Origin of the sequence: Bacillus sp. 166amftsu, assembly GCF_900107445.1 — a bacterium.
Taxonomy (GTDB): domain Bacteria; phylum Bacillota; class Bacilli; order Bacillales; family Bacillaceae_G; genus Bacillus_A; species Bacillus_A arachidis.
Genome location: NZ_FNQA01000002.1, coordinates 308,626 through 329,656 on the forward strand (window position 1 = coordinate 308,626; position 21,031 = coordinate 329,656).

The 21,031-nt window shown below is 32.3% G+C and carries 18 protein-coding genes, 2 pseudogenes and 1 other annotated feature; of the genes and pseudogenes, 15 read left to right on the forward strand and 5 right to left on the reverse strand.

From position 1 onward, the window contains the following. Positions 1-528: 528 nt before the first annotated feature. Positions 529-2,607 carry an ATP-dependent nuclease gene (locus tag BLV40_RS08320; RefSeq protein WP_090688889.1) on the forward strand — a complete coding sequence of 693 codons (2,079 nt, stop codon included), beginning with the start codon at positions 529-531 and terminating at the stop codon, positions 2,605-2,607. Then, the gene (locus BLV40_RS08325) at positions 2,604-3,872 is read left to right on the forward strand and encodes an ATP-dependent helicase (protein ID WP_244525354.1); all 1,269 of its coding nucleotides are present in this window, start codon (positions 2,604-2,606) and stop codon (positions 3,870-3,872) included. Before BLV40_RS08320 ends, BLV40_RS08325 begins: the two co-directional genes overlap by 4 nt. A gap of 75 nt (positions 3,873-3,947) precedes the next feature. Here the strand turns inward: BLV40_RS08325 and BLV40_RS28825 are convergent. Next, positions 3,948-4,163, reverse strand: a pseudogene (locus BLV40_RS28825) (TetR/AcrR family transcriptional regulator); the annotation flags it as partial. A 60-nt stretch (positions 4,164-4,223) separates the two neighbouring features. Between BLV40_RS28825 and BLV40_RS08335 the strand changes: the two are divergent. Beyond that, positions 4,224-4,358, forward strand: a pseudogene (locus BLV40_RS08335) (single-stranded DNA-binding protein); the annotation flags it as partial. Positions 4,359-4,886: 528 nt separating this feature from the next. Here BLV40_RS08335 and BLV40_RS08340 read toward each other — a convergent pair. Both BLV40_RS08340 and BLV40_RS08345 read right to left on the reverse strand, forming a co-directional pair. Continuing rightward, positions 4,887-5,861 (reverse strand): DMT family transporter, encoded by a 975-nt coding sequence (locus tag BLV40_RS08340; RefSeq protein WP_170833636.1) that lies wholly within the window; start codon positions 5,859-5,861, stop codon positions 4,887-4,889. Between the two features lie 311 nt (positions 5,862-6,172). Further along, positions 6,173-6,844, reverse strand: coding sequence for a GntR family transcriptional regulator (locus BLV40_RS08345; RefSeq protein WP_018767289.1), 672 nt, complete (start codon positions 6,842-6,844; stop codon positions 6,173-6,175). Between the two features lie 944 nt (positions 6,845-7,788). Between BLV40_RS08345 and BLV40_RS08350 the strand changes: the two genes are divergently transcribed. The 12 genes from BLV40_RS08350 (at position 7,789) to BLV40_RS08410 (ending at position 19,969) form a co-directional block, all read left to right on the forward strand. Next, a complete protein-coding gene (locus BLV40_RS08350; protein WP_026592365.1) occupies positions 7,789-8,550 on the forward strand; it encodes a ParB N-terminal domain-containing protein in 762 nt (253 codons plus the stop codon). Positions 8,551-8,683: 133 nt separating this feature from the next. After that, complete coding sequence (gene sbnA, locus BLV40_RS08355) at positions 8,684-9,667, forward strand: 2,3-diaminopropionate biosynthesis protein SbnA (protein WP_090688895.1); 984 nt, start codon at positions 8,684-8,686, stop codon at positions 9,665-9,667. A 36-nt stretch (positions 9,668-9,703) separates the two neighbouring features. Then, positions 9,704-10,723: a 2,3-diaminopropionate biosynthesis protein SbnB gene (gene sbnB / locus BLV40_RS08360; protein ID WP_090688897.1), complete on the forward strand. Its 1,020-nt coding sequence runs from the start codon at positions 9,704-9,706 to the stop codon at positions 10,721-10,723. 249 nt (positions 10,724-10,972) lie between these two features. Continuing rightward, positions 10,973-11,194 (forward strand): ParB N-terminal domain-containing protein, encoded by a 222-nt coding sequence (locus tag BLV40_RS08365; RefSeq protein WP_090688901.1) that lies wholly within the window; start codon positions 10,973-10,975, stop codon positions 11,192-11,194. Continuing rightward, positions 11,166-11,681: a hypothetical protein gene (locus BLV40_RS28830; protein WP_090688904.1), complete on the forward strand. Its 516-nt coding sequence runs from the start codon at positions 11,166-11,168 to the stop codon at positions 11,679-11,681. The genes BLV40_RS08365 and BLV40_RS28830 overlap by 29 nt, the downstream gene beginning before the upstream one ends. 204 nt (positions 11,682-11,885) lie before the next feature. Then, positions 11,886-13,028 (forward strand): alanine racemase, encoded by a 1,143-nt coding sequence (gene alr, locus BLV40_RS08375; RefSeq protein ID WP_090688907.1) that lies wholly within the window; start codon positions 11,886-11,888, stop codon positions 13,026-13,028. Between the two features lie 485 nt (positions 13,029-13,513). Then, entirely contained in the window at positions 13,514-14,641 is a 1,128-nt protein-coding gene (locus BLV40_RS08380) for a conserved virulence factor C family protein (RefSeq protein WP_026592362.1), read from the forward strand. A gap of 4 nt (positions 14,642-14,645) precedes the next feature. Continuing rightward, positions 14,646-15,029: a thiol-disulfide oxidoreductase DCC family protein gene (locus BLV40_RS08385; protein ID WP_090688911.1), complete on the forward strand. Its 384-nt coding sequence runs from the start codon at positions 14,646-14,648 to the stop codon at positions 15,027-15,029. 83 nt (positions 15,030-15,112) lie between these two features. Next, on the forward strand, positions 15,113-15,547 hold the full coding sequence (locus BLV40_RS08390; RefSeq protein WP_090688914.1) for a BrxA/BrxB family bacilliredoxin: 435 nt from the start codon (positions 15,113-15,115) through the stop codon (positions 15,545-15,547). A 49-nt stretch (positions 15,548-15,596) separates the two neighbouring features. Further along, on the forward strand, positions 15,597-16,373 hold the full coding sequence (locus tag BLV40_RS08395; protein WP_090688918.1) for a class I SAM-dependent methyltransferase: 777 nt from the start codon (positions 15,597-15,599) through the stop codon (positions 16,371-16,373). 41 nt (positions 16,374-16,414) lie between these two features. Further along, positions 16,415-16,629 (forward strand) — a binding site (T-box leader). A 44-nt stretch (positions 16,630-16,673) separates the two neighbouring features. Beyond that, a complete protein-coding gene (argS, locus tag BLV40_RS08400; RefSeq protein ID WP_026592358.1) occupies positions 16,674-18,362 on the forward strand; it encodes an arginine--tRNA ligase in 1,689 nt (562 codons plus the stop codon). Positions 18,363-18,910: 548 nt separating this feature from the next. Beyond that, complete coding sequence (locus BLV40_RS08410) at positions 18,911-19,969, forward strand: endonuclease/exonuclease/phosphatase family protein (protein ID WP_090688921.1); 1,059 nt, start codon at positions 18,911-18,913, stop codon at positions 19,967-19,969. A 149-nt stretch (positions 19,970-20,118) separates the two neighbouring features. On the opposite strand, the gene BLV40_RS08415 is transcribed toward BLV40_RS08410, so the two are convergent. Further along, on the reverse strand, positions 20,119-20,583 hold the full coding sequence (locus BLV40_RS08415; protein WP_090688924.1) for a DMT family transporter: 465 nt from the start codon (positions 20,581-20,583) through the stop codon (positions 20,119-20,121). A 14-nt stretch (positions 20,584-20,597) separates the two neighbouring features. Then, a complete protein-coding gene (locus BLV40_RS08420; protein WP_090688928.1) occupies positions 20,598-21,020 on the reverse strand; it encodes a DMT family transporter in 423 nt (140 codons plus the stop codon). Positions 21,021-21,031 lie beyond the last annotated feature (11 nt).

A 21,031-nucleotide genomic window follows, 5' to 3' on the forward strand; every position in this document is an offset into this window, starting at 1 on the left:
CTATTTTAAATATGTAAAAAAGGTAAAAAGTAAAATAGAAAATATTTTCCTTCGAAGACATGTATTCAAAGGAAAAAGCGCAATATAAAGATGTTTTTCTTATGCTACTTTTGATAAGACCCACGTTTTATGTAAGAAGATGTTTAGCTTTTTAATTGATGATATGTTGAACTGATTGCTCATACAACAAAGCTTAAACTAATGCACACATAATTAGAATACGATTCATTTTAGGTGAAGGATCCAAATTAATAATTGCAATGATAGAAACAAGTAATATGTAATATGGTCTATTGTCTGCGAATAATAAAGTTGTTTAATACGTAATAAAGTCCTATATAAAACAAAATAGTTGTTAAAAAAGTGGTGTGAAATTGGGGTTTTATACCACTTTTTATTTTTTCTTTGTATAATATAAATAATAGACTCCTCTGTACAAAGCAGAAAGAGCCATTTATCAAAATGATTATCGAAAAAGTTAAGGACAAACAATAGTTATAAATCATCATTAAAGGGAGCTTAATTTCAATGTATATTTCAAATATCAATATAATTAATTATAAAAACTTCCGTACCAACTCTATAGATTTTAATAATGGTATAAACGTTATTTTAGGACATAATAATGCTGGTAAATCAAATTTATTACGAGCATTAGCATTAATTTTTAATTCTAATAGTAAAAAGCATTTATCAATTGATGATTTTAATAAAAACATACCAATAGAAGAATTAAAAGAATATCCACCTAGTATTAAAATAACTGTTACATTAAAACAAGACGACTGTGAAGAATTAATGAGTGATGACTTAGTGACTGTAAGTAACTGGCTAACTAGGTTAGAAGAACCTTATGAAGCTAAACTGCAATATGAATTTTATCTCCCAACTAAGTTTCATGAAAAGTATCAGAGCGTAATAAATGAAGCGAAAAATATATTTGAAGTATGGCAAGTTATTCAAGATGAATTTCTGAGACTGTATACATATAAAATTTGGGGTGGAGAATCTACTAATCAAATAACTGCTGATAGTGAATCATTAAATAAATTTGATTTTCAATTTTTAGATGCAATAAGAGATGTCGAAAGAGATATGTTTAGCGGAAAAAACACGCTATTAAAAAATGTGTTAGATTTCTTCATGGACTATAACATAAAATCTGATAATTCTTTAGAAAAGGAACAAAAAGAAGCTGCTATTAAAGAGAAAAAGAAAGAATTCGGAGATTTTGCGGGGAATTTAATTACACTATTGAATGAGCGAATGACAGAAGGTAAAAAACACATTTTATCATATGCAAATGATATAGGTGCTTCATTTGACAAGTCTACTCCTAACTTTGACGGTAGTATAACAGATATCGAACTTTATTCTGCTTTAAAATTAATTGTTGAATATGAAACAGGTATTAAGATGCCTATTATTAATAATGGACTTGGCTACAATAATTTAATATTTATGTCGCTCTTACTTTCAAAAATGCAGGTTGATGCAAATGAAGAATATTTAGGTAGTAATGCTAAAGTATATCCGATGTTAATAATTGAAGAGCCTGAAGCACATTTACATCCTACAATGCAAAGGCAATTACTAAATTTTCTTAAAAAAAATTTAAAGAACAAAAAAGTGAGACAAATTTTCGTTACTACACATTCTACTCATATAACAGGTGCTGTGAATTTGGATGAAATAATTTGTATCTATAAAAATGGCAGCGAAACTTTAATTGGTTATCCAGGAAAGTCTTTCGGTGAAAATGAAGAGAGTAAAAAATATGTTCAAAGATTTTTAGATGCTACTAAATCAAATATGCTATTTGCTGAAAAAATCATCTTAGTAGAAGGGTTAGCAGAACAGTTATTAATGTCGATATTCGCTGAATATCTGGATACTTCTTTAGAAGATTGTCATATTGCTGTGATTAACGTAGGAGGTAAATATTTCAATCATTTTTTAAACCTATTTAATGCTTCTAATCCATACTCTATTAAAAGAAAAGTAGTATGTATTACAGATAGAGATCCTGAGCGAAAACAGTTAACTTCTAGCGATAAGACTGCAAAAAAATCATTTAAAAAATGTTATCCATTTGAAATGTATATAGAGGAAACTGGGTATGAGTATAAAAGAAATGAAGAGATAAATAGTTATCCTGATAATATTAGATTCCTTCTGCAAGATAAAAAATATGGAAAAACTTTAGAGTACGATTTAATTCGTTTTAATCCAAACTTTAAGGGGTTGGTTACAGAGTCTACAGCCAATAAAGACGAGATTTTTAAACTAATGGATCAATATAGTAATGGTGAATCATTGGATTTAATGCTTAAAAATTTAAATACTTCAAAAGAAAATGAACGAATTGGACAAGCATTAATAGACGAACGGTTAAAATGGGCAGACGAAGATAAGAAAATAGCATTAATCGCTGCAAGATATTTAAATTCAGTAGGAAAAGGGGTTAACGCATTAGAGTTAGCTTATGTACTAGAGGAAAACTTATTGAAAAAGAAAATTGCTGAAGAAAAAGAAAGCACTGAATTTAAAGAGTTTATCGTACCAGATTATATTAAAGAAGCAATAGAATGGATGTGTGAAGAATGATTCTTATTTCTTCTGAAGATACAATAGATATTGAGCAACATTTTAAAGTTACTGCGGGGCCAGGCGCCGGTAAAACTCACTGGCTAATAAATCATATTAAAAACACATTGAAAAATTCAGGGAGACTAGAGAAGACACGGAAAATAGCATGTATAACATATACCAATGTAGCTGTAGAAACCATTTTGAACAGGCTAGGAACGCAATCCGTCAATCAAGTAGAAGTTTCAACTATTCATAGTTTTTTATATAGTCATGTTGTTAAACCATACCTTATTCATATAGCAGAATTATTTGACATAGCATTTCAAAAAATAAAGGGTCATGATAACATCGAACCTAAATATAATAAAGTTCAATTTTGGTTAGAAAATCATCCTATGACTGAAAAGTTAAGGCATCCTTATACAATAAATCAATTGCTAAAACTACCAGAAAACAAAGATGCGCTATTCAATTGGTTATCTAGTGTTAAATATTGTTTTAATAGTGAACTAACATTATATTTAAGGGGTGAGGAAAGTAAGGCTAAACAGTTACGTAAGGTAGTTAAAATCTTAGAAACAGACTTATTTAGTTATAAAAAATTATATTGGCAGGATGGTAAAATTGATCATGACGATGTGTTGTATTTTAGTTATGAATTGATTACAAGATATCCATTTATTTTAAATGTTTTACGTGCTAAATTTCCCTATTTTTTTATAGATGAATTTCAAGATACTAATCCGATTCAAGCTAAGATAGTATCCTTATTAGCAGAAGAAGAAACTATTGTAGGGGTAATTGGAGATCCTGCACAATCAATATATTCATTTCAAGGTGCTAGTATAGAAGATTATCTTGAATTCAAAATTGATAATCTAAGTGAATATACTATTACTGAAAATAGACGAAGTTCTAATCAAATAATTGATTTATTAAATGAAATTAGAACAGATATTGATCAAACTAAATTTAGAAATGTAGACCATGATAGACCTATCTTATTTGTAGGGAATAGTATAGAGGCATATAATGAAATCCAAGAGATATATGGTAATGATATGTTCATTCAAACCTTAGCTAGAGATAATCCAACCGCAAATGCAATGAAATTTGAGGTAGACAATAGTAAGTTAAATACTAAACTGTTGGCTGAATTAGCTTCAAAAGATAATCCAAAACGATATAGTATTATAAAAAGTTCAATGGAAGCTCTAGAGTTCGCTAAACATAGTGATTATAAAAATGCTATTAAAATAATGAGTACTTACTTATGCTGATCATTTAGAACATAAATGTAAATTTTATATCAGGGTAAAATCACCAGATATATATTATTTTTTATTAATTCCTTCCTATACGACATCCAATTTCTTGTTAAGCATATCTTTAATATCAGTTTCCTTCGGATGTAATAACGATTGAGACATGAGTGTATAAAAATAGACACTCATAATTGTGGAAGTAATGGTACTTGTATTCCAGTTGCTTTTTAGTTTCTCCGTCTGCTTTGCTTGCTCGATAATAGAATGCAAACTTTCTTGTAGTTTTTGAATACTTTTCAGTTCATTTACTGTAGGTCAAAAGATATTGGTTCAAAAAGTCTACTGAAACGTGTCCCAGTATTGTTCGAGTGTTCAGTTGTTGGAATTACAGGTCGTATTCATACGAGTAATTATGAGAATGAACAGGGAAAGAGAGTGTATAACACAGAAGTTGTGATTGAAAGAATTAAGTTTTTGAAGAGGAAGAGCGCCCTACAGTAAATCTGGTTTTGTGTACCAAAAAGAAAAAATATTTTATCCTGTTATTTGTAGAGATTTCAGTTTGTGGGAATAAAAAATGTTACTAATAAGAGTTTTTATTTTATTAAAAATAGGCGAGAGCACTCCATCTTCAAGGAATCTTAGTAGAATAGAGTGTTCTCATCTTCAGATAAGGAAAGTCTTAGTTGCCGTTTTGAATGTCTGACTGTTTCAGAGACTATATAGTCTCTGAAAGTAAATTAACATAGGGCTGAACGATAAGAGATATATCACTAAATGGTTTTTCGTTTCTTATAACTAAAATTTTGCTGTTTAAAGCCAGTTTTTTTGCTTATTAATAAAATAGAACTTGTAATTAGAGCTTTGAATTGAAGAAGTATGGCCACAGACATGACTTATACAGAATTAAGTATTACAGGCATAATCAATAATTCTTATATATATATCAATTTGAAAAATAATAGATTTTATATAGTTTGGAAACTGTTTTTATTAATTTTAAAATGAGGAAATAGTTATTCTTCTTATTTATCTAGAATTAATAGTATAATTTTCATCATTAGATATTGCAAGATCACTTTCTGTTTCTGCAGGTTTTTTACTGAGTACAATGACGACTACAATAATACATATTGCTCCAATTATTTGGAAAAATAAGAAAGGAATATGCAAAATTATTACAGATGAAAGAATAGAGGCAAGAGGTTCTGTACATCCCAGTAAAGTAGTTTCCTTAGGAGAAATGTATCTTATACTATCTAAAAATAGATAGAACGAGATTAATGTTCCGAATATTACTACAAATGCGATTAACAACAATGTATAAACATCTAAATTTGGGATGTTTGCTAAAAAAACTACCTCTCTTTTTGTAGCAAACTGTAATATAGTTACTCCCAATCCCCCAATAATCATCCCCCAACCGACTAATACTGCAGAGGACCAATTTTCCAATAGCCCCTTTGAATAAAGGGTATAGAATGCTAAAGATAGCCCAGATAATACACCCCATATAATAGCTGGGATAGATACAGTTAAGTTATTAATTGATCCATTGGTTAGTAATAAAAAAGTACCAAGGATAGCTAAAGTTATGGCTAAGACCTCGCCTTTAGTAGGCAACGATTTATACTTCATAATGAGATAGATAGTAATAAAAAGAGGTGCTAAATACTGCAAAATGGTTGCTACAGCAGCATTCCCTTCATTTATAGATGCAAAGTATGTGTATTGTACACCTAACATGCCTATTGTTCCAAAAATCACCAGTTTTATTGCTTCAGTTTTGTTTTTCCAAATACCTAGAATTTCTTTTTTATTTTGACCAAATATTGAAATGGTTATAAGGGTTATTCCTGATAGCAGAAGACGAATTGTAACCAACCATTCAGTTGAAATTCCTTCTTTTTGAAAAAGTTGTTGTGCAACAGTTCCTGATAGCCCCCATAGACTAGCACCAATCACAACCATAATCATCCCTTTAATTCGATTCTTTTTATTAATGTTCAAACGAAGCACCTCACATTATTTTTAGAATATTACTGTCATTGGAATATATTATGCAATATATCACGAATGACAAAAAAGTTGAATTGAAATATTTTGAATTTTTTATATAAAGGGTACTAAGATTAACTACTAAAATAACCTCATATTATTTATGGTGATGTTATTTTAGTAGTTTTAATTAATATGTATAATGCTAGTATTTTTAGATATAAAATTTTTTTTGTAGCATCATAGTTGAAAAGGATTTTACAAATGTGTATTTCTGAAAAATCACACTTAGATTAAAATGTTTAATAAACTTTAAATCACATAACAGAAAGAATTCTTTGGATATCCCTCATTGGTCTTAACCAATTTATTGACATAGCGTGTTCTAGTAACATAGGATCACCACTTTCTAATGCCGTAATAATGTCTATATGCTCATTAATGGAATGTTCAGCAGGAACAAAGTTTTGGAAGAAAAGGTATTCAAGGCGTAATGCATGGAGGTGTAAATTGTCTAATAAAGGCTCTATATATTTATTATTAGCTAGCGAAACTATCATATTGTGAAATTCAAAATCTAAGCTCATTGCCTTTTCTGAATCTTTCATAGTAATTGCGTGTTTAAAGTTTTCATTTATTCGTTTAAGTCGTTTTATGTCTTTTTGTTTAATATTGTTAATTGCTTGTTTACCTACAATGACGTGCATACCGGCTATTGTTTCATAAATTACAGGTACATCTTCCAATTTCACAGGAGAAATTTTTGTTTTCTGTCCCCTAACCATTTCTACAAGACCAGAAAGTTCAAGAACTTGAAGTGCTTCTCTTACTGGAGTTCTACTAACACCTAAAGCATCGGCAAGATCATTATCATTAATTTTTTCATCAGGCTTCAAAACACCTTTAATAATCCAATCTTGCAACTGATTAAGAACAATTGTTTTTGCAGAAAATCGTTCTTGTTTAGTATAGTTTTCAGGAATTGGCATGATTTAATACTCCCTTTCATTCACTTTTCTATAGGTAATATATTATATACAGAATAACAAAGCTATAACGATAAAGTAAAGAAGATTTTTAAAATTTAAATTTATCACAAAAAACGACCGTTCGTTCTGTAATCGGCGCATAGTTTTTCGAAAATTTAAAAAACTATTTCTAAAGTGATATTAATTTCAAAGTATTGTAAAAAATTGAAGTATCCGTTAGCATCTAGGCATGGAGGTGAATGGAGAAAAAAGATTTTTTTGGTAATTCATATTTTTGAGGAGTTGAAAAATAAAAGTATTAAATTTTATTACTTATTTCTTTTTTATTTTAGAATAGTATCCGCTCTATAAATGTTGCTGGAGGTATCAAAAAAAGGATGAACATTAATTATTCATTTTTATAATAAATTATAATAGTTATATTAAAATTTATTTATATATTAGTATATTTTTGTTAAAGAAGCTTACTCTTATTAATTCGAATTTGAGAAATCCCCAAAAGTGTTTAGTGTTATTACTAAAAATGCTTTCCTGTATTCAAGATGAAAGTGATGGCAGATTTTTGTGCCTTATTTAGATCGACAGGTGGGAGAAAACATTAGGTGGCTTATGAAACATAACGGGGATTTTTTATTGCTAATTATTTTTTCTATGTAATCCGATGAAAAAAAGATAAAAAATAAGGGTATTTATCGTATATATTTTGGAAATATTTCATTTCTTAATTTCAGTTATCTTTATGTGCTCGAATAAAAAATAAATATTTTTTAAAGTATGGAAGATGTATTTAGAACGATCGTTTAAAGTTCCAAATATAAGTATCATTCTCTTGAATGTGTATTTTATTTTTAAAAATATGTAGGTATTAATATGTGTTGCATTCAGAATATAATGTTATGCAAAATATAAAACTTATGTTATTCAAATTTTAGGGAGGAAGACGCATGTTATCTGAATTAAGAGTGGTGCCAACAGATCAAGTATTTTTACACGAAGAATATGAAATAGAAAGGTTATACAAGCTAAGTCATAAAATTAAGAGTGAACAAAAATTAAAAAACCCTCCTATTGCTTTGCAACTTGATAACAATAAATATTTAATTCTGGATGGTGCTCATCGTACTTTATCTTTACAAAAATTGAACTGTAAAAGAATGGTGGTTCAGGTGGTTACGGCAGAGTATTTATCAATTAATGCTTGGGCACATCACATTCTAAATGGAAAAAAACTAATAGAAGAATTGAAAGTTAACCAGAAGATATGCTTGAGTGATGAGCGACAAAATGATATACCAATGGCAACATTATATTATGAGGGAAAGGAGCAATATTTATATATTGTACCGGAGCATCAACTAACTTTAGAAAACAAAGTTAATGTTTGGAAGGAAGTTGTTAATTCCTATACAAACAAATATGAATTTAATAGAATTATGAGCAATCAAACAATACAAGATGCTGGATTAGTGTTTAACTATACAACTCTAGATTTATATCAAATAAAACAAATAGTAGATTCAAATTTATTACTTCCAGCGGGTGTGACGAAATTCACCTTGAATTGTGGCCGCATATTAAATTTAAATATTCCATTGAGTTTTCTAATTAGAGAGGATTTTGTGCAAGAAGATTGGGAAGAATTATTAGAATTATGGGAATCTTCAATTAGACTATATACTGATCCAGTCCTATTATGCGAAATATAGTGTTTGAGGAGACAATAGCTACTTATTAAAAAATGAACTTACTAATGAGTAATGTGCACCTTTCTTATATTACGGTTTCACAATTAAATTGCTAGTACTAGTATATTAACTCTAATTGAAAAGGAGAAAGACTATGATACATGATAGCGTTCTTTCACTAATAGGTAATACCCCAGTAGTTAAAATTAATAATTTAGTACAAAATGATGATGCTGAACTATATGTGAAATTAGAAGGTTTCAATCCTGGTGGAAGTTCAAAAGATAGAGTAGCAAAACGAGTGATAGAATATGCTGAAAAACATGGGAAATTAAAACCAGGGGGAACAATTGTAGAATCATCTTCTGGAAATCTTGCTATAGGTCTTTCAATTGTAGCGCAAATGAAGGGATACAAGATGATCTGTGTAGTAGATCCTAAAATAAGTAAGGTAAATTTAAACATTATTAAAGCATTTGGTGCACAGATTCATATGGTAGATGATGCTGATGAATATGGAAATTATTTAAAAACAAGGTTAGCTACAGCACAAAACTTAGCAAAATCTATTAAAGGTGCCTACTGGCCGAATCAGTATAATAATCCTGAAAATCCTGAGGCTTACATCCGGTCTTTAGTTCGTGAAATTTATGAGGATTTTGGTGATGCCTTAGATTGGATTGTATGCCCAGTCGGAACAGCAGGTCTGATAACAGGAGTCGCAAAAGAAATGAAAATATTAAATCCAGCTGTGAAAATTATGGCTGTTGATGCTGTAGGTTCCGTTATATTTGGAGGAACACCAGGGACTCGCAGACTACTTGGAATCGGAAATGCAATTGTTCCAGGAAATTTAAATACTAGTTTATATGATGATTTGAGCTATGTAAATGATGCAGATGGATTTTTTATAACGAGACAGCTTGCTTTAAAAGAAGGGCTCTTAGTAGGAGGCTCTTCTGGGGCAACAGTTTGTGCAGCTTTAAGATTATTAGAAAAATTACCAAAAGACAAAAAAGTATTAGCTGTATTACCAGATAGAGGCGATCGATATTATAGTACAATTTTTTCGGACGATTGGCTGAATCAGAATGAAATTCAGTTGCCTGAGGGTAATAATGAATCTGTTTTAATTTAATTAAAAATTAACTTTCAATTAAAAGGAGTGCTATTTATGTTATTAGAAACTAAACCAGAATTAATTTACCTTAGCAAACAGGATATTATTAACCTAGGTGGTTATGAATCAGAAATCTATGTGAAAGCTATAAAACAAGCTTTGACTATACATTCTAAAAAGAATTTTAGTCAACCTTTAAAACCATATTTAAAGACAAATAAAGAAGGAGAGCATATTGCTGATAGAATTATTGCTATGCCAGCATACTTGGGTGAACCTAATATTTCTGGGATTAAATGGATAGGCAGTAAGTTTGATAATCCTATAAAAAAGAATATGGAAAGAGCAAGTGCATTAATTATTTTAAACGATCCTGAAACTAATTTTCCAATTGCTATTTTAGAAGGTAGTGTTATTAGTTCAATGAGAACTGCGGCGGTGACAGTAGTAGCAACTGAATATCTAGCTAAGAATGGATTTGAAAGAGTTTCTATCATGGGTTGTGGATTGATTTCTAGAATGCATATAAATTCTTTATTAGAACAGTTTAATAGTATCAAACAAATTAATTTGTTTGATTTAGATAATGAAAAAGCACAAGTATTGGCTCAGGATATGAAGAAACGTTTTAATAATGTAGAGTTTCAAATTCATAGTTCAGCTCAAAGAGCAGTGGAAGTAGCTGAAGTACTTGTAACATGCACGGTAGCAGATAAACCTTATATTAAGTCAGAATGGATTCAAAAGGGAACTTTTGTAAGTAACATCTCAATTATGGATATAGAAAAAGATGCATTTTTAAAAGCAGATAAAGTGATTGTTGATGATTGGGATCAAGCAAACAGAGAAAAGAAAATAATAAATCAACTCGTATTAGAAGGGAAATTTTCAAAAGATATGCTACATGCAGAACTGGGAGATATTATTACTGGTAAGTGTGCAGGAAGAACAACAGATGAAGAAATTATAATATTAAATCCTATGGGAATGGCAATAGAGGATATCTCATGTGCACATGAAATATATGAGAAAGCCCGAGAGAATGGAGCTGGAACGGTATTAAGTTTATATTAATGAATAATTGATTTAAACAAAGAAACTGTATAATTTACAGTTTCTTTGTTTAAAAAAGGACATTCTTATTAAAATATTTAAAAATATCCTTTTTTATTTAATGAAATAGTAGAAAAGATTTTAATAATTGATTTGCATACTGTAATGTATTTGACTGGTATTTACACTTATCATTAACTATACTTCTTGAAGGGAAATGGATAAATTATAAAAAGTTATTTGTGAAGTTAAAAGAGAAGGAATACAGATATGATAGAGAATGTCCAATTGATTCCCTTTAATCAAGTGATTTTTTATGAACAATATGATAAAGAAAGAGTAACTATGATTGAAAATAGTATTGCAGATGAGAAAATTCTTATAGATTTACCAGCTGCACTGAAAATCAGTTCAAATCAATATCTTATATTGGATGGTACACATCGTACTTTAGCTTTAAGGAATGAATATTCCAACTCAAATAGTGGATGAAAATAGCCTGCAGGTTAGTTCTTGGAGCCATCAAATTTCTAAGAGTGGGGATTTACTAAAGAGAATTTTCGATAATTCTCATATTTACTGTTCAGAAAAAATCTTAGACGGAAACAGGTATGTAACTAATATGTGTATGGATGATAAAATGTATTATTTATATAGCAGTAATACGTGTAATAACCCAATAGAATATGTTACTAATATGTTAAATTCGATCATAACAATGTATACAAATAATTCTAGCTTTAAAAGGTTAAAAAAAGAAGAATATAACCCAACTTTTTCTAGTATTACATTTGAGTTTCCGATATTTTCAATACAAGAAATATTAAAGATTATTAGTAATAAAGATTTATTTCTACAAAATGTAGTAAGATTTGTTATTGCATGTGGAAAGTTAAGGGATTTGAAGATTCCAATCAATATTATACGAAGCCCTGAAGTATTTGAATTTGATTGGAAAGAGCTTCTAAAAATAAACTAAAAATCTTATTCTAGCAAGAGTATAGGATAAGATTGGAGGATACGGATTTTTGAAGTAATCTAACGTATATGTGATCATTTCAAATGATTAATGGTTAAAATTCACTTAAGTTAAGACAGCTTATTCTGTTAAAAAAGCTGTTTTTTTATGGTATGCGAGGATTATATCTCGGTAATAACGTGATTTATTTAAGGAGGAGCTAAATTGAGTGATACTACATATGCAACATGGGCAGAAATACATTTAGATTCACTGGCGCATAATTATCAATGGTTTCGTAAAAATATTTCGCCTAACACAAAAATTTTTGCGGTGGTAAAAGCAAATGCATATGGACATGGTCTAGTTCCTATTGCAAATTGCTTAATGAAAGAGGGAGTTGATGGTTTTACTGTTGTTTTCCCATATGAAGGAATTGAATTAAGAAGAAAGGGAATTGATTTGCCTATTATTATTTTGTCACCTTTTTTTTCGGAGCAAGCCAAAGAAATTGTAAGGTGGAATTTAACACCTAGTATAACACATAAAAAACAATTGCTTGATTTAGCTAAGTGGACAAAACTATTTAACGTAAATATTAAAGTCCATATAAAAGTAGATACAGGTCTTGCACGTAGTGGATCTCGTAATCGAAATGAACTTTTAGAATTGTTAAAAATGGCGAATGAATTACCGGGTATAGAGATAGAGGGAGTATTCACTCATTTTGCATCAGCAGATCATCCCAATGCTTTATATTTAAAAGAAGAAAATGAGCGGTTTCTAAAAATGATACACAATATTACAGATCATTACGATATCCCATTAGTTCATGCTGCAGCTACAGCAGCGACAATCAGATCTATAGATACGCATTTTGATATGGTTAGGATAGGGCTAGGGTTGTATGGATATGACCCATTGCCGGATTATTTAGAACGAGATTGCCCACTTAGGCCAGTAATGACCCTGAATACCAGGATTGCATATCTAAAATGGATTGAGGAGGGTGAAAGTATTGGATACAATCGGAAATATACAGCAGATAAACCTATGCATATTGCAACTGTTCCAATTGGATATGCAGATGGAATGAATCGAAGAATAGCTAATCGTTATTCTTTTCATGTAGATGACCAGTGTTGTAAAATACGTGGGAATTTATGTATGGATCAAATTATGATTGATGTTACCAAAGTCGAAAATGTTGGTATAGGACAAAAAGTTACCGTTATGGGAAGGGATCAACTTACAGCTAGATCATTGGCAGAATGTTTAGGTACAGCAATTGATGAGGTTTTATGTTCAATATCTACAAGAGTTCCTCGTTTATACCTAAAACAAGAGGAATTCTTATTAACACTATAAAAAAGGAAAAACGTCGTTTTTTATGCTTGTCTAATTTTAAGATGTCATTTTGAAAGAGTAAAATAAATAAGGTTTCTTATGTGATAGTGAGAGAATAGGAACTGTAAAGAAAGTGTTTTAATAGAGTTAATATGGTGAAGATGATGAACTTGAAATATTGGAGAAACAATAAAGTGAAAATTCCATCAATGATTCTTCATCCCCACTGATGGAAAGCCCTCACCAACCAGGCTTTTACTGCATGCGAATAGCTGGATAAAAAACATAATAGTGTAAGGTTTAAAAAGGAGTTTTTAAAAAGCAGAAAAAATATAATTTAAGAAAATTCTATATTAAGCATATCAGCAATGAATAGTAATTTACATCTTTTAAGGGGGACATAGAATACAATTGAGATTTATAAAAGCAAGCGTCTCAGTAGGAGTATAGCGATAGAACATGTTACAATACAGCTAAGAACAAGCAATAAAGGAGAGTTTATTTACGTGAAGATTAAAGCAATAGAACCGACGCCAAGTCCGAATACGATGAAAGTCATTTTAAATGAAGTGTTACCATCAGGAGCACGTAATAATTACACAAATGAGAATGTAGAACAAGCACCAGAGCAAGTACAGCAAATTTTAAAAATTGAAGGTATTAAAGGTGTATACCATGTTGCTGACTTTTTAGCAGTAGAGAGAAATGCGAAGTATGACTGGAAAGTACTTTTACAACAAGTTCGTGCTATGTTTGGAGAAGAAGTAACTGAAGAAGATGAGAGGGAGCAACTTTCGCATTTTGGCGAAGTGAAAGTATTCATTCAAATGTTCTTTACAATTCCGATGCAAGTGAAATTAACAGATGGAACAACGGAAGAACGAGTGGGTTTACCAGATCGTTTTAAAGAAGCGATTATGAAAGTACAAATGTCTGCACCTAATGTTGTCAAAGAGCGTAAATGGGTGGAACAAAGTACACGTTATGGCAATTTTGAAGAAATCGGAAAGGAAGTTGTGGAAGAAATTATAGCTGCTTATCCAGAGGGGCGCGTTGAAAAAACTGTAAAAGAATTATTAGATCAAGCAGGTGCTAAAGAAGTAACGATTGCAAAGCGTGAACCATATAAAGTAACAGAGGAAATGATGGCGGATCTTGATTGGAAAAGTCGTTATGCAGCGCTTGAACAAATGGATCCTACAGAAGAAGATATTCCTGTATTGAAGAAAGCACTAGAAGATGAGAAAGTATCTATCCGCCGCCTAGCAACAGCGTACTTAGGTATGGTAAAAGGTGATGAAGTCTTGCCATTATTGTATAAGGCTTTACTAGATCGCTCTGTAAGTGTACGCCGTACTGCGGGCGATTGCTTATCAGATGTAGGAGATCCAGCAGCGATGTTTGTTATGATTAAAGCACTTAAAGATCCAAGTAAATTGGTGCGCTGGCGCGCGGCAATGTTCTTATTTGAACTTGGTGATGAAAGTGCAATTCCAGCGCTACGTATAGCGCAAGATGATCCAGAGTTCGAAGTAGCAATGCAAGCTCGTTTAGCATTAGAACGTATTGAAGGCGGAGAAGAAGCGAAAGGATCGGTTTGGAAACAAATGACGGAGTCTCGCAAAGGAGAATAATCATATGCTCGTTTTCTACGATAGTTGGTGTCCGATGTGCAGGGCAGTGGCAGAGCGTACGAAGAAGCTTGATAAAATAGGCGCAGTGAAGTTTGTTTCTTTTCGTGATAAAGATGTAGTGGAACAGTATCAGCTTTCTTTAGCATTACAAAGTAAGATGGGACAAAGACTTTACATTTTAAAAAATAATAAATGGTATGACGGTATTGGTAGTGTATATGTATTAGCCAAGGCTGTGCCATCATACTGGTTTGCAGTACCATTTATTAAGTTATCTATTTTACTTGGATTTGGAAATAAAGTGTATGATTATATTGCCAATAATAGAAAGCTTGTTCCAATTGGCCATTGCCGCGTGGGGGCTTGTGAAATTCCCTCAAAAAAATGAAAGCATTACTATCTTTCTTTTGCACCTATTATAAGAGCGTGATATGATGAATTTGGAATGAAAGTTGAAGGAGAGATTACAAGATGTCAAATGCATACGAAGAATACATGCGTCAAATGGTAATTCCGATGCGCCAAGAGTTAGTGCGTGCGGGATTCGAAGAATTAACTACTGAAGAAACTGTAAAAGAATATATGGAAAATGCGACAGGTACAACATTAGTTGTCGTAAACTCTGTTTGTGGATGTGCAGCTGGTTTAGCTCGTCCATCAGCTGGGCAAGCGGTTGTACGTTCTGAAAAACAACCAGACCACCTTGTAACTGTATTTGCAGGGCAAGATAAAGACGCAACAGCTACAATGCGTGAATACTTCGGAGATATTCCACCGTCTTCACCATCTATGGCGTTATTAAAAGGAAAAGAAGTTGTTCACTTCATTCATCGTCATGAAATTGAAGGAGCAACAATGGAAGAAATCATTAATAATTTAGAACAGGCTTTTGAAAAGCATTGCTAAAAAGGGGGAGAATGATTCTCCCTTTTTTCTTTATATATGAGGTGAAAAGATGATTGTAACAACAGCAGGACGAACGAATAAGGAAATGACAACTTATGCAAAAGAGGTAGCGGAAGAATTACAAAGCTCTTTTGTCATGCGGAATGATATATCTGTATCCAAGCTACATGAGCAGTTTAAGCAAGATATACTCGTTGTAGGAAAAAATCGATTAGCGATTTATCCAAAAGGTACCGAAGAATCGTTCTTTTTCCATCCTAACTCTGCAATGTTTCGTGTGAAAAGATTAATGCGGGGAGAACATGATCCATTTGTACAGGCTGCAAAATTAGAAAAAGGAATGACGGTGTTAGATTGTACGCTCGGTATGGCATCAGATAGTATTGTTGCAAGCTATGTTGTAGGAGAAGAAGGGGCTATAACGGGACTTGAGGGGAATCGTTACATGGCTTATATAATGAATAAAGGTTTAAAGCAGTGGTGTGCAGGTATTTCAGAAATCGATAAAGCAATGCGTAGAATTAGAGTGAAGAAAAACGAGCATTTTGATTTCTTAAAGCGCTGCGAAGACAACAGTTATGATGTTGTTTATCTGGATCCAATGTTTGAAGAAACTGTAATTGAATCAGATGGGATTCGTGGCTTAAAACACTTTGCTTTGTATAACGATGTCACAGATGAAACTATTGCAGAGGCAAAGCGTGTTGCTAGGAAACGTGTTGTCTTAAAAGATCATTTCCGTAGTACACGATTTGAGAGACATAACTTTTTAGTATATAAGCGGAAAAGCGCGAAATTTCATTTTGGTGTAATTGAACCTTGCTAATTATTTGAAAAGATGTATAATAAGCAATAATCAATTATTATATTATGTCGTAGATGAAGAGAGTAGTCTGGTTCAGAAGTAAAGCGAGCTAGGGATGGTGAGAGCCTAGTACGGAGAAACGGATGAAGCGCACTTCGGAGACGCTGCTTGAAATGAATAGTAGAGTAAGCCGGGGCCCCCTGTCCTCGTTATAAACGGGAAAGTGGTTCGTAGTGGACAACAAGGGTGGTACCACGGGTGATAACTCGTCTCTTTTTTAGAGACGAGTTTTTTGTGTTTAAAAAATAAGGAGGGAGCAACATGGAATATAAAATTAAATTTGCAAAAAGTTTATTTGAAGTAATTGAATCAGAATTATCATTGGAACAGATTACAGATCTAATTGAAACGCCGAAGCAAGATGAATTCGGAGACGCAGCATTCCCTTGCTTCATGCTCGCCAAACGATATAAAAAAGCACCAGCAATTATCGCGAAAGAAATCGCTGAGAACTTAAATGATTCATTTTTTACAAAAGTGGAGGCAGTTGGACCATATGTGAACGTGTTTTTCAACCGTCATATAGTAAGTGGTGATGTATTAAAAACGATTTTAGTTGAAAAAGAAGAATATGGACAGGGGTATTTTGGGCGAGAAAAAACAGTAGTAATCGATTACTCTTCACCAAATATCGCGAAACCGTTCTCCATGGGACATTTACGTTCAACGATGATCGGGAATTCTTTAAAACATATCGCTGAAAAGTGTGGATATGAGGTTGTAGGAATTAATTATATTGGCGATTGGGGAACACAGTTCGGGAAATTAATTACCGCATATAAAAAATGGGGAAGTGAAGAACTTGTAAAAGAAGATCCAATTCGTGAATTATTCAAATTATATGTTCAATTCCACGAAGAAGTCAAAGAGAAGCCAGAGCTAGAAGAAGAAGGGCGTGCATGGTTTAAGAAATTAGAAGATGGTGATGAAGAAGCAGTCTTTCTATGGAACTGGTTCCGTCATGAATCTTTAAAAGAGTTCTCCCGTATTTATGAATTGCTTGGTGTTGAATTTACGAACTTCCAAGGAGAAGCTTTTTATAATGATAAAATGGATGATTTTGTTGAGATTTTAGAAGAAAAAGGGCTATTAGAAGAATCCGATGGTGCGCAAGTTGTCAATTTAGAAAAAGAAAATATGCCACCATGTTTAATTAAAAAATCAGATGGAGCGACACTTTATGCAACGCGCGATTTAACAGCAGCACTATATCGTCAAAACACATATGCATTTGATAAAGCACTGTATGTAGTAGGAGCAGAACAAAGTTTGCACTTTACACAATTTTTCACGGTATTAAAGAAATTAGATTATAACTGGGTAGATGGGATGGCTCATGTACCATTTGGACTCATTTTAAAAGATGGTAAAAAGATGTCCACACGTAAGGGGAAAGTAGTATTACTAGAGGAAGTATTAGAAGAAGCGATTACGCTTGCAGAGCAAAATATTGAAGAGAAAAATCCAAACCTAAAGCAAAAAGAGGAGGTTGCTAAGCAAGTTGGTGTCGGAGCAGTCATTTTCCATGATTTGAAAAATGAACGTATGCACAATATTGAGTTCTCCTTAGAAAAAATGCTGAAATTCGAAGGAGAAACAGGACCGTATGTTCAATATACACATGCACGTGCTTGCTCTATTTTAAGAAAAGAAAATGCTGAATTTGAAATAGAGTCGTTTGAGTTAAGCGATGATTATAGTTGGAGTACGATAAAATTATTAAATAGATTTCCTGAGGTCATTGAAACAGCTTTTTCTAAAAATGAACCTTCGCATATTGCGAAATATTTGTTAGATGTAGCGCAGGCATTTAATAAATACTATGGAAATGTTCGAATTTTAGAAGATAATGAAGAGAAAGAAAGTAGACTTGCACTTGCTTATACTGTAACGATTGTATTAAAAGAAGGATTACGTTTACTTGGCATGGGCGCTCCAGAAGAGATGTAGGTAAAGCAATTTTATGATTCAAAATATCTCCGCACATTAATACAATATAAGTATTGAATTTTTATTAGGGAAATACTGTGGAGCTGCCTGTAAGCACAGGCAGCTTTTTTATATATAAGTAAGCGTTAAATATTTCCCACCTACTATTTGTAAATAACTCATGAGAGAATCTCCTTACATACTACATGTGGAGGTTTTTTGTAAAAAACTGGATGATCTCAAATGCACCGCGAAGTACTAGAGAAAGTGCCATCATGTATAGTGTGGTTGAAACTGCAAAAGAGAACAATTTAAGTCTTTATCATCATCTTCGTTATTTGTTTGAAACGCACCCCATACCAATTTAAACAACAAAGGGGAAATTGATATAGTCTTGCCGTGGTCAATTGATTTACAGTCTAGTTGCAGAGTGCCGAAAAAAAAGCGAAGGAAACAAAAAATAACTCCAAAATCAACTTGTATTGTATATTTTAGAGTTACTTTAGTTTAGAACATGTTAAAATAACCATGTATGCAAACTATAAAAAGAGAATAAGGGAGTCATGAGTTTGAAGAAGGCAGTGAAAGGTTTATTATGGGGTACAGGCTCGATATTTGGTGCTGTCGCGGCATTTATTACGTATGTGGTAATTACGGATGTGAAGCATAAGGATATTGAGAAGTTGAAGGTGGCAAATAATAACGAGCGTGTTCTTAAAGTCGGGGAAGAGTTTAAGGCGACAACGTTTAATATTGGCTACGGCGGTTTAGATAAGGATCAAGATTTCTTCTTAGACGGAGGAACGGGTTCGCGCTCTAGTAGTAAAGAGCAAACAAAAAAGAATGTCAGCAATATGCTGTCTTTCTTACAAAATGAAGATTCTGATTTTATTTTAGTGCAAGAGATGGATGAGAAGTCACTTCGTTCATTTGATGTGAATCAGTATAAGGCGTTTCAAGATGGATTGAAAGATCATGCGTCTACGTTTGGTTATAACTTTAATGCGCAGTGGGTGCCGGTGCCAATTAAGAAGCCGCACGGATATACGAACAGTGGCCTTGGTTCGTTCTCAAAATATAAAGTAGAAGAAGTGACGAGATATCAGCTTCCTGGAAGAGAAATGTGGCTTCGTCAATTATTCGAATTAGATCGAGCGATTGTTGAGCATAAGGTTCCAGTTGATAACGGGAAATATTTACGAATGGTGAACGTTCATTTATCTGCATATGACAAGGGCGGAAACATTCGAAAGCAACAAGTTGAGTTTTTGAAAGAGTATATGAATAAGCATTACAAAAATGGCGATTATATTGTGCTTGGCGGAGACTGGAATCAGCTATTATCTGATGTGCAGTTAAAAGATCCGAAGTTTAAAGAAGAATGGCCAGAGTGGTTAGTACAGCTGCCAGAAGATTTCACTGATGGTGGGTTCCAGTGGGCTGTTGATGATACTGTTTGGACAGTTCGTGATAATGCGAAGAGCTATGTCGAAGATGAGAACTTCGTTACGATTATCGATGGATTTTTAGTGTCTCCAAATGTGGAGATTGTGAGCGTACAAGGGCATGATTTGAAGTTTGAAAACAGTGATCATAACCCGGTAAGCGCAGTGTTGAAGTTAAAATAGTAGGGGAATTGCTCTATTGAAACGTTTGATACTTCAAGCAGTTAGAGGGAATTTTAAGAAAGTAAAAGTGAAATGCTACCCTTTAAAAAAGGTAGCATTTTTTTTATTTTTGACTTTTAAAGTTCCGTTCCATCTTTTCTAGTATGTTGCTAGAAATGTACTCGACTATTTTTCACAGGTTCATACGTCTTATCTAGTAGTAAATTATAAGTAAGTCCAAGTAATACTAAAAAACCACCAATAACTTTACCAATAGACACATCTCCCGAGTTGAAAAAATCAATCAAAACTCCCATAAACAATTGCCCTACAAAAATCAATAACGTTAAATAGAAAGAAGATATCTTAGGAGTAATATAGTTTGATAATACAATTACAATAACACCTACTAACCCACCTAAATACACTACAAATGGTATAGATTGCAATATTGGAGTTGATACGTGAAGAGATTCATTGCTAAAGATTAAAAATAAAAATGAAAAAAACAGTCCCGTAATATAATTAACAAATGTCCCTTGGAAAATTCCAATTTTTGTTGCTAAGTTAGCATTAATAATTCTTGCAACTACAATGGAAATTCCAGCTAAAATGGCAATACAGACATATAACATGGTTCCACCCTCCATTAAAAAATAGTCATTACAACGATTCCCGAAGAAATAAGTAGTAATCCAAACATTTTTTTCTTTTCAAATTTCACAACCCTCATACCCAATAAGCCGAAATGATCGATAATAATAGATGAAACAGATTGCCCAAGTAGACTTAAAGCGATAGTAATAGAGACACCAAGTGCTGAGAAGCTAATATTACTAAACAATACAGTAAATACACCGATAGCTCCCGCGCTATAGAGGTAAAGCGGTATCCCTTTTTGCATGTGAAATTTGGACTTGCTAACAAGCAAAACAATGACAATGGCAACTAATCCAACGATATGAATTATCACACTAGACGTATAGTTACCTGTCATTTCAGATAAGATTCCATTTAAAGGAATCATAATGGCGATGAAAGCACCTATAATAATTGAGAGTAAATTATACAATGATGTTCCCC

Bases quoted from the DNA above. Each gene is read 5' to 3' on its own strand.
- BLV40_RS08320 (WP_090688889.1), top strand. From the start codon at position 529: ATGTATATTTCAAATATCAATATAATTAATTATAAAAACTTCCGTACC.
- BLV40_RS08325 (WP_244525354.1), top strand. From the start codon at position 2,604: ATGATTCTTATTTCTTCTGAAGATACAATAGATATTGAGCAACATTTT.
- BLV40_RS08345 (WP_018767289.1), bottom strand. From the start codon at position 6,844: ATGCCAATTCCTGAAAACTATACTAAACAAGAACGATTTTCTGCAAAA.
- BLV40_RS08350 (WP_026592365.1), top strand. From the start codon at position 7,789: ATGTTATCTGAATTAAGAGTGGTGCCAACAGATCAAGTATTTTTACAC.
- sbnA (WP_090688895.1), top strand. From the start codon at position 8,684: ATGATACATGATAGCGTTCTTTCACTAATAGGTAATACCCCAGTAGTT.
- sbnB (WP_090688897.1), top strand. From the start codon at position 9,704: ATGTTATTAGAAACTAAACCAGAATTAATTTACCTTAGCAAACAGGAT.
- BLV40_RS08365 (WP_090688901.1), top strand. From the start codon at position 10,973: ATGATAGAGAATGTCCAATTGATTCCCTTTAATCAAGTGATTTTTTAT.
- BLV40_RS28830 (WP_090688904.1), top strand. From the start codon at position 11,166: ATGAATATTCCAACTCAAATAGTGGATGAAAATAGCCTGCAGGTTAGT.
- BLV40_RS08385 (WP_090688911.1), top strand. From the start codon at position 14,646: ATGCTCGTTTTCTACGATAGTTGGTGTCCGATGTGCAGGGCAGTGGCA.
- BLV40_RS08390 (WP_090688914.1), top strand. From the start codon at position 15,113: ATGTCAAATGCATACGAAGAATACATGCGTCAAATGGTAATTCCGATG.
- BLV40_RS08395 (WP_090688918.1), top strand. From the start codon at position 15,597: ATGATTGTAACAACAGCAGGACGAACGAATAAGGAAATGACAACTTAT.
- argS (WP_026592358.1), top strand. From the start codon at position 16,674: ATGGAATATAAAATTAAATTTGCAAAAAGTTTATTTGAAGTAATTGAA.
- BLV40_RS08415 (WP_090688924.1), bottom strand. From the start codon at position 20,583: ATGTTATATGTCTGTATTGCCATTTTAGCTGGAATTTCCATTGTAGTT.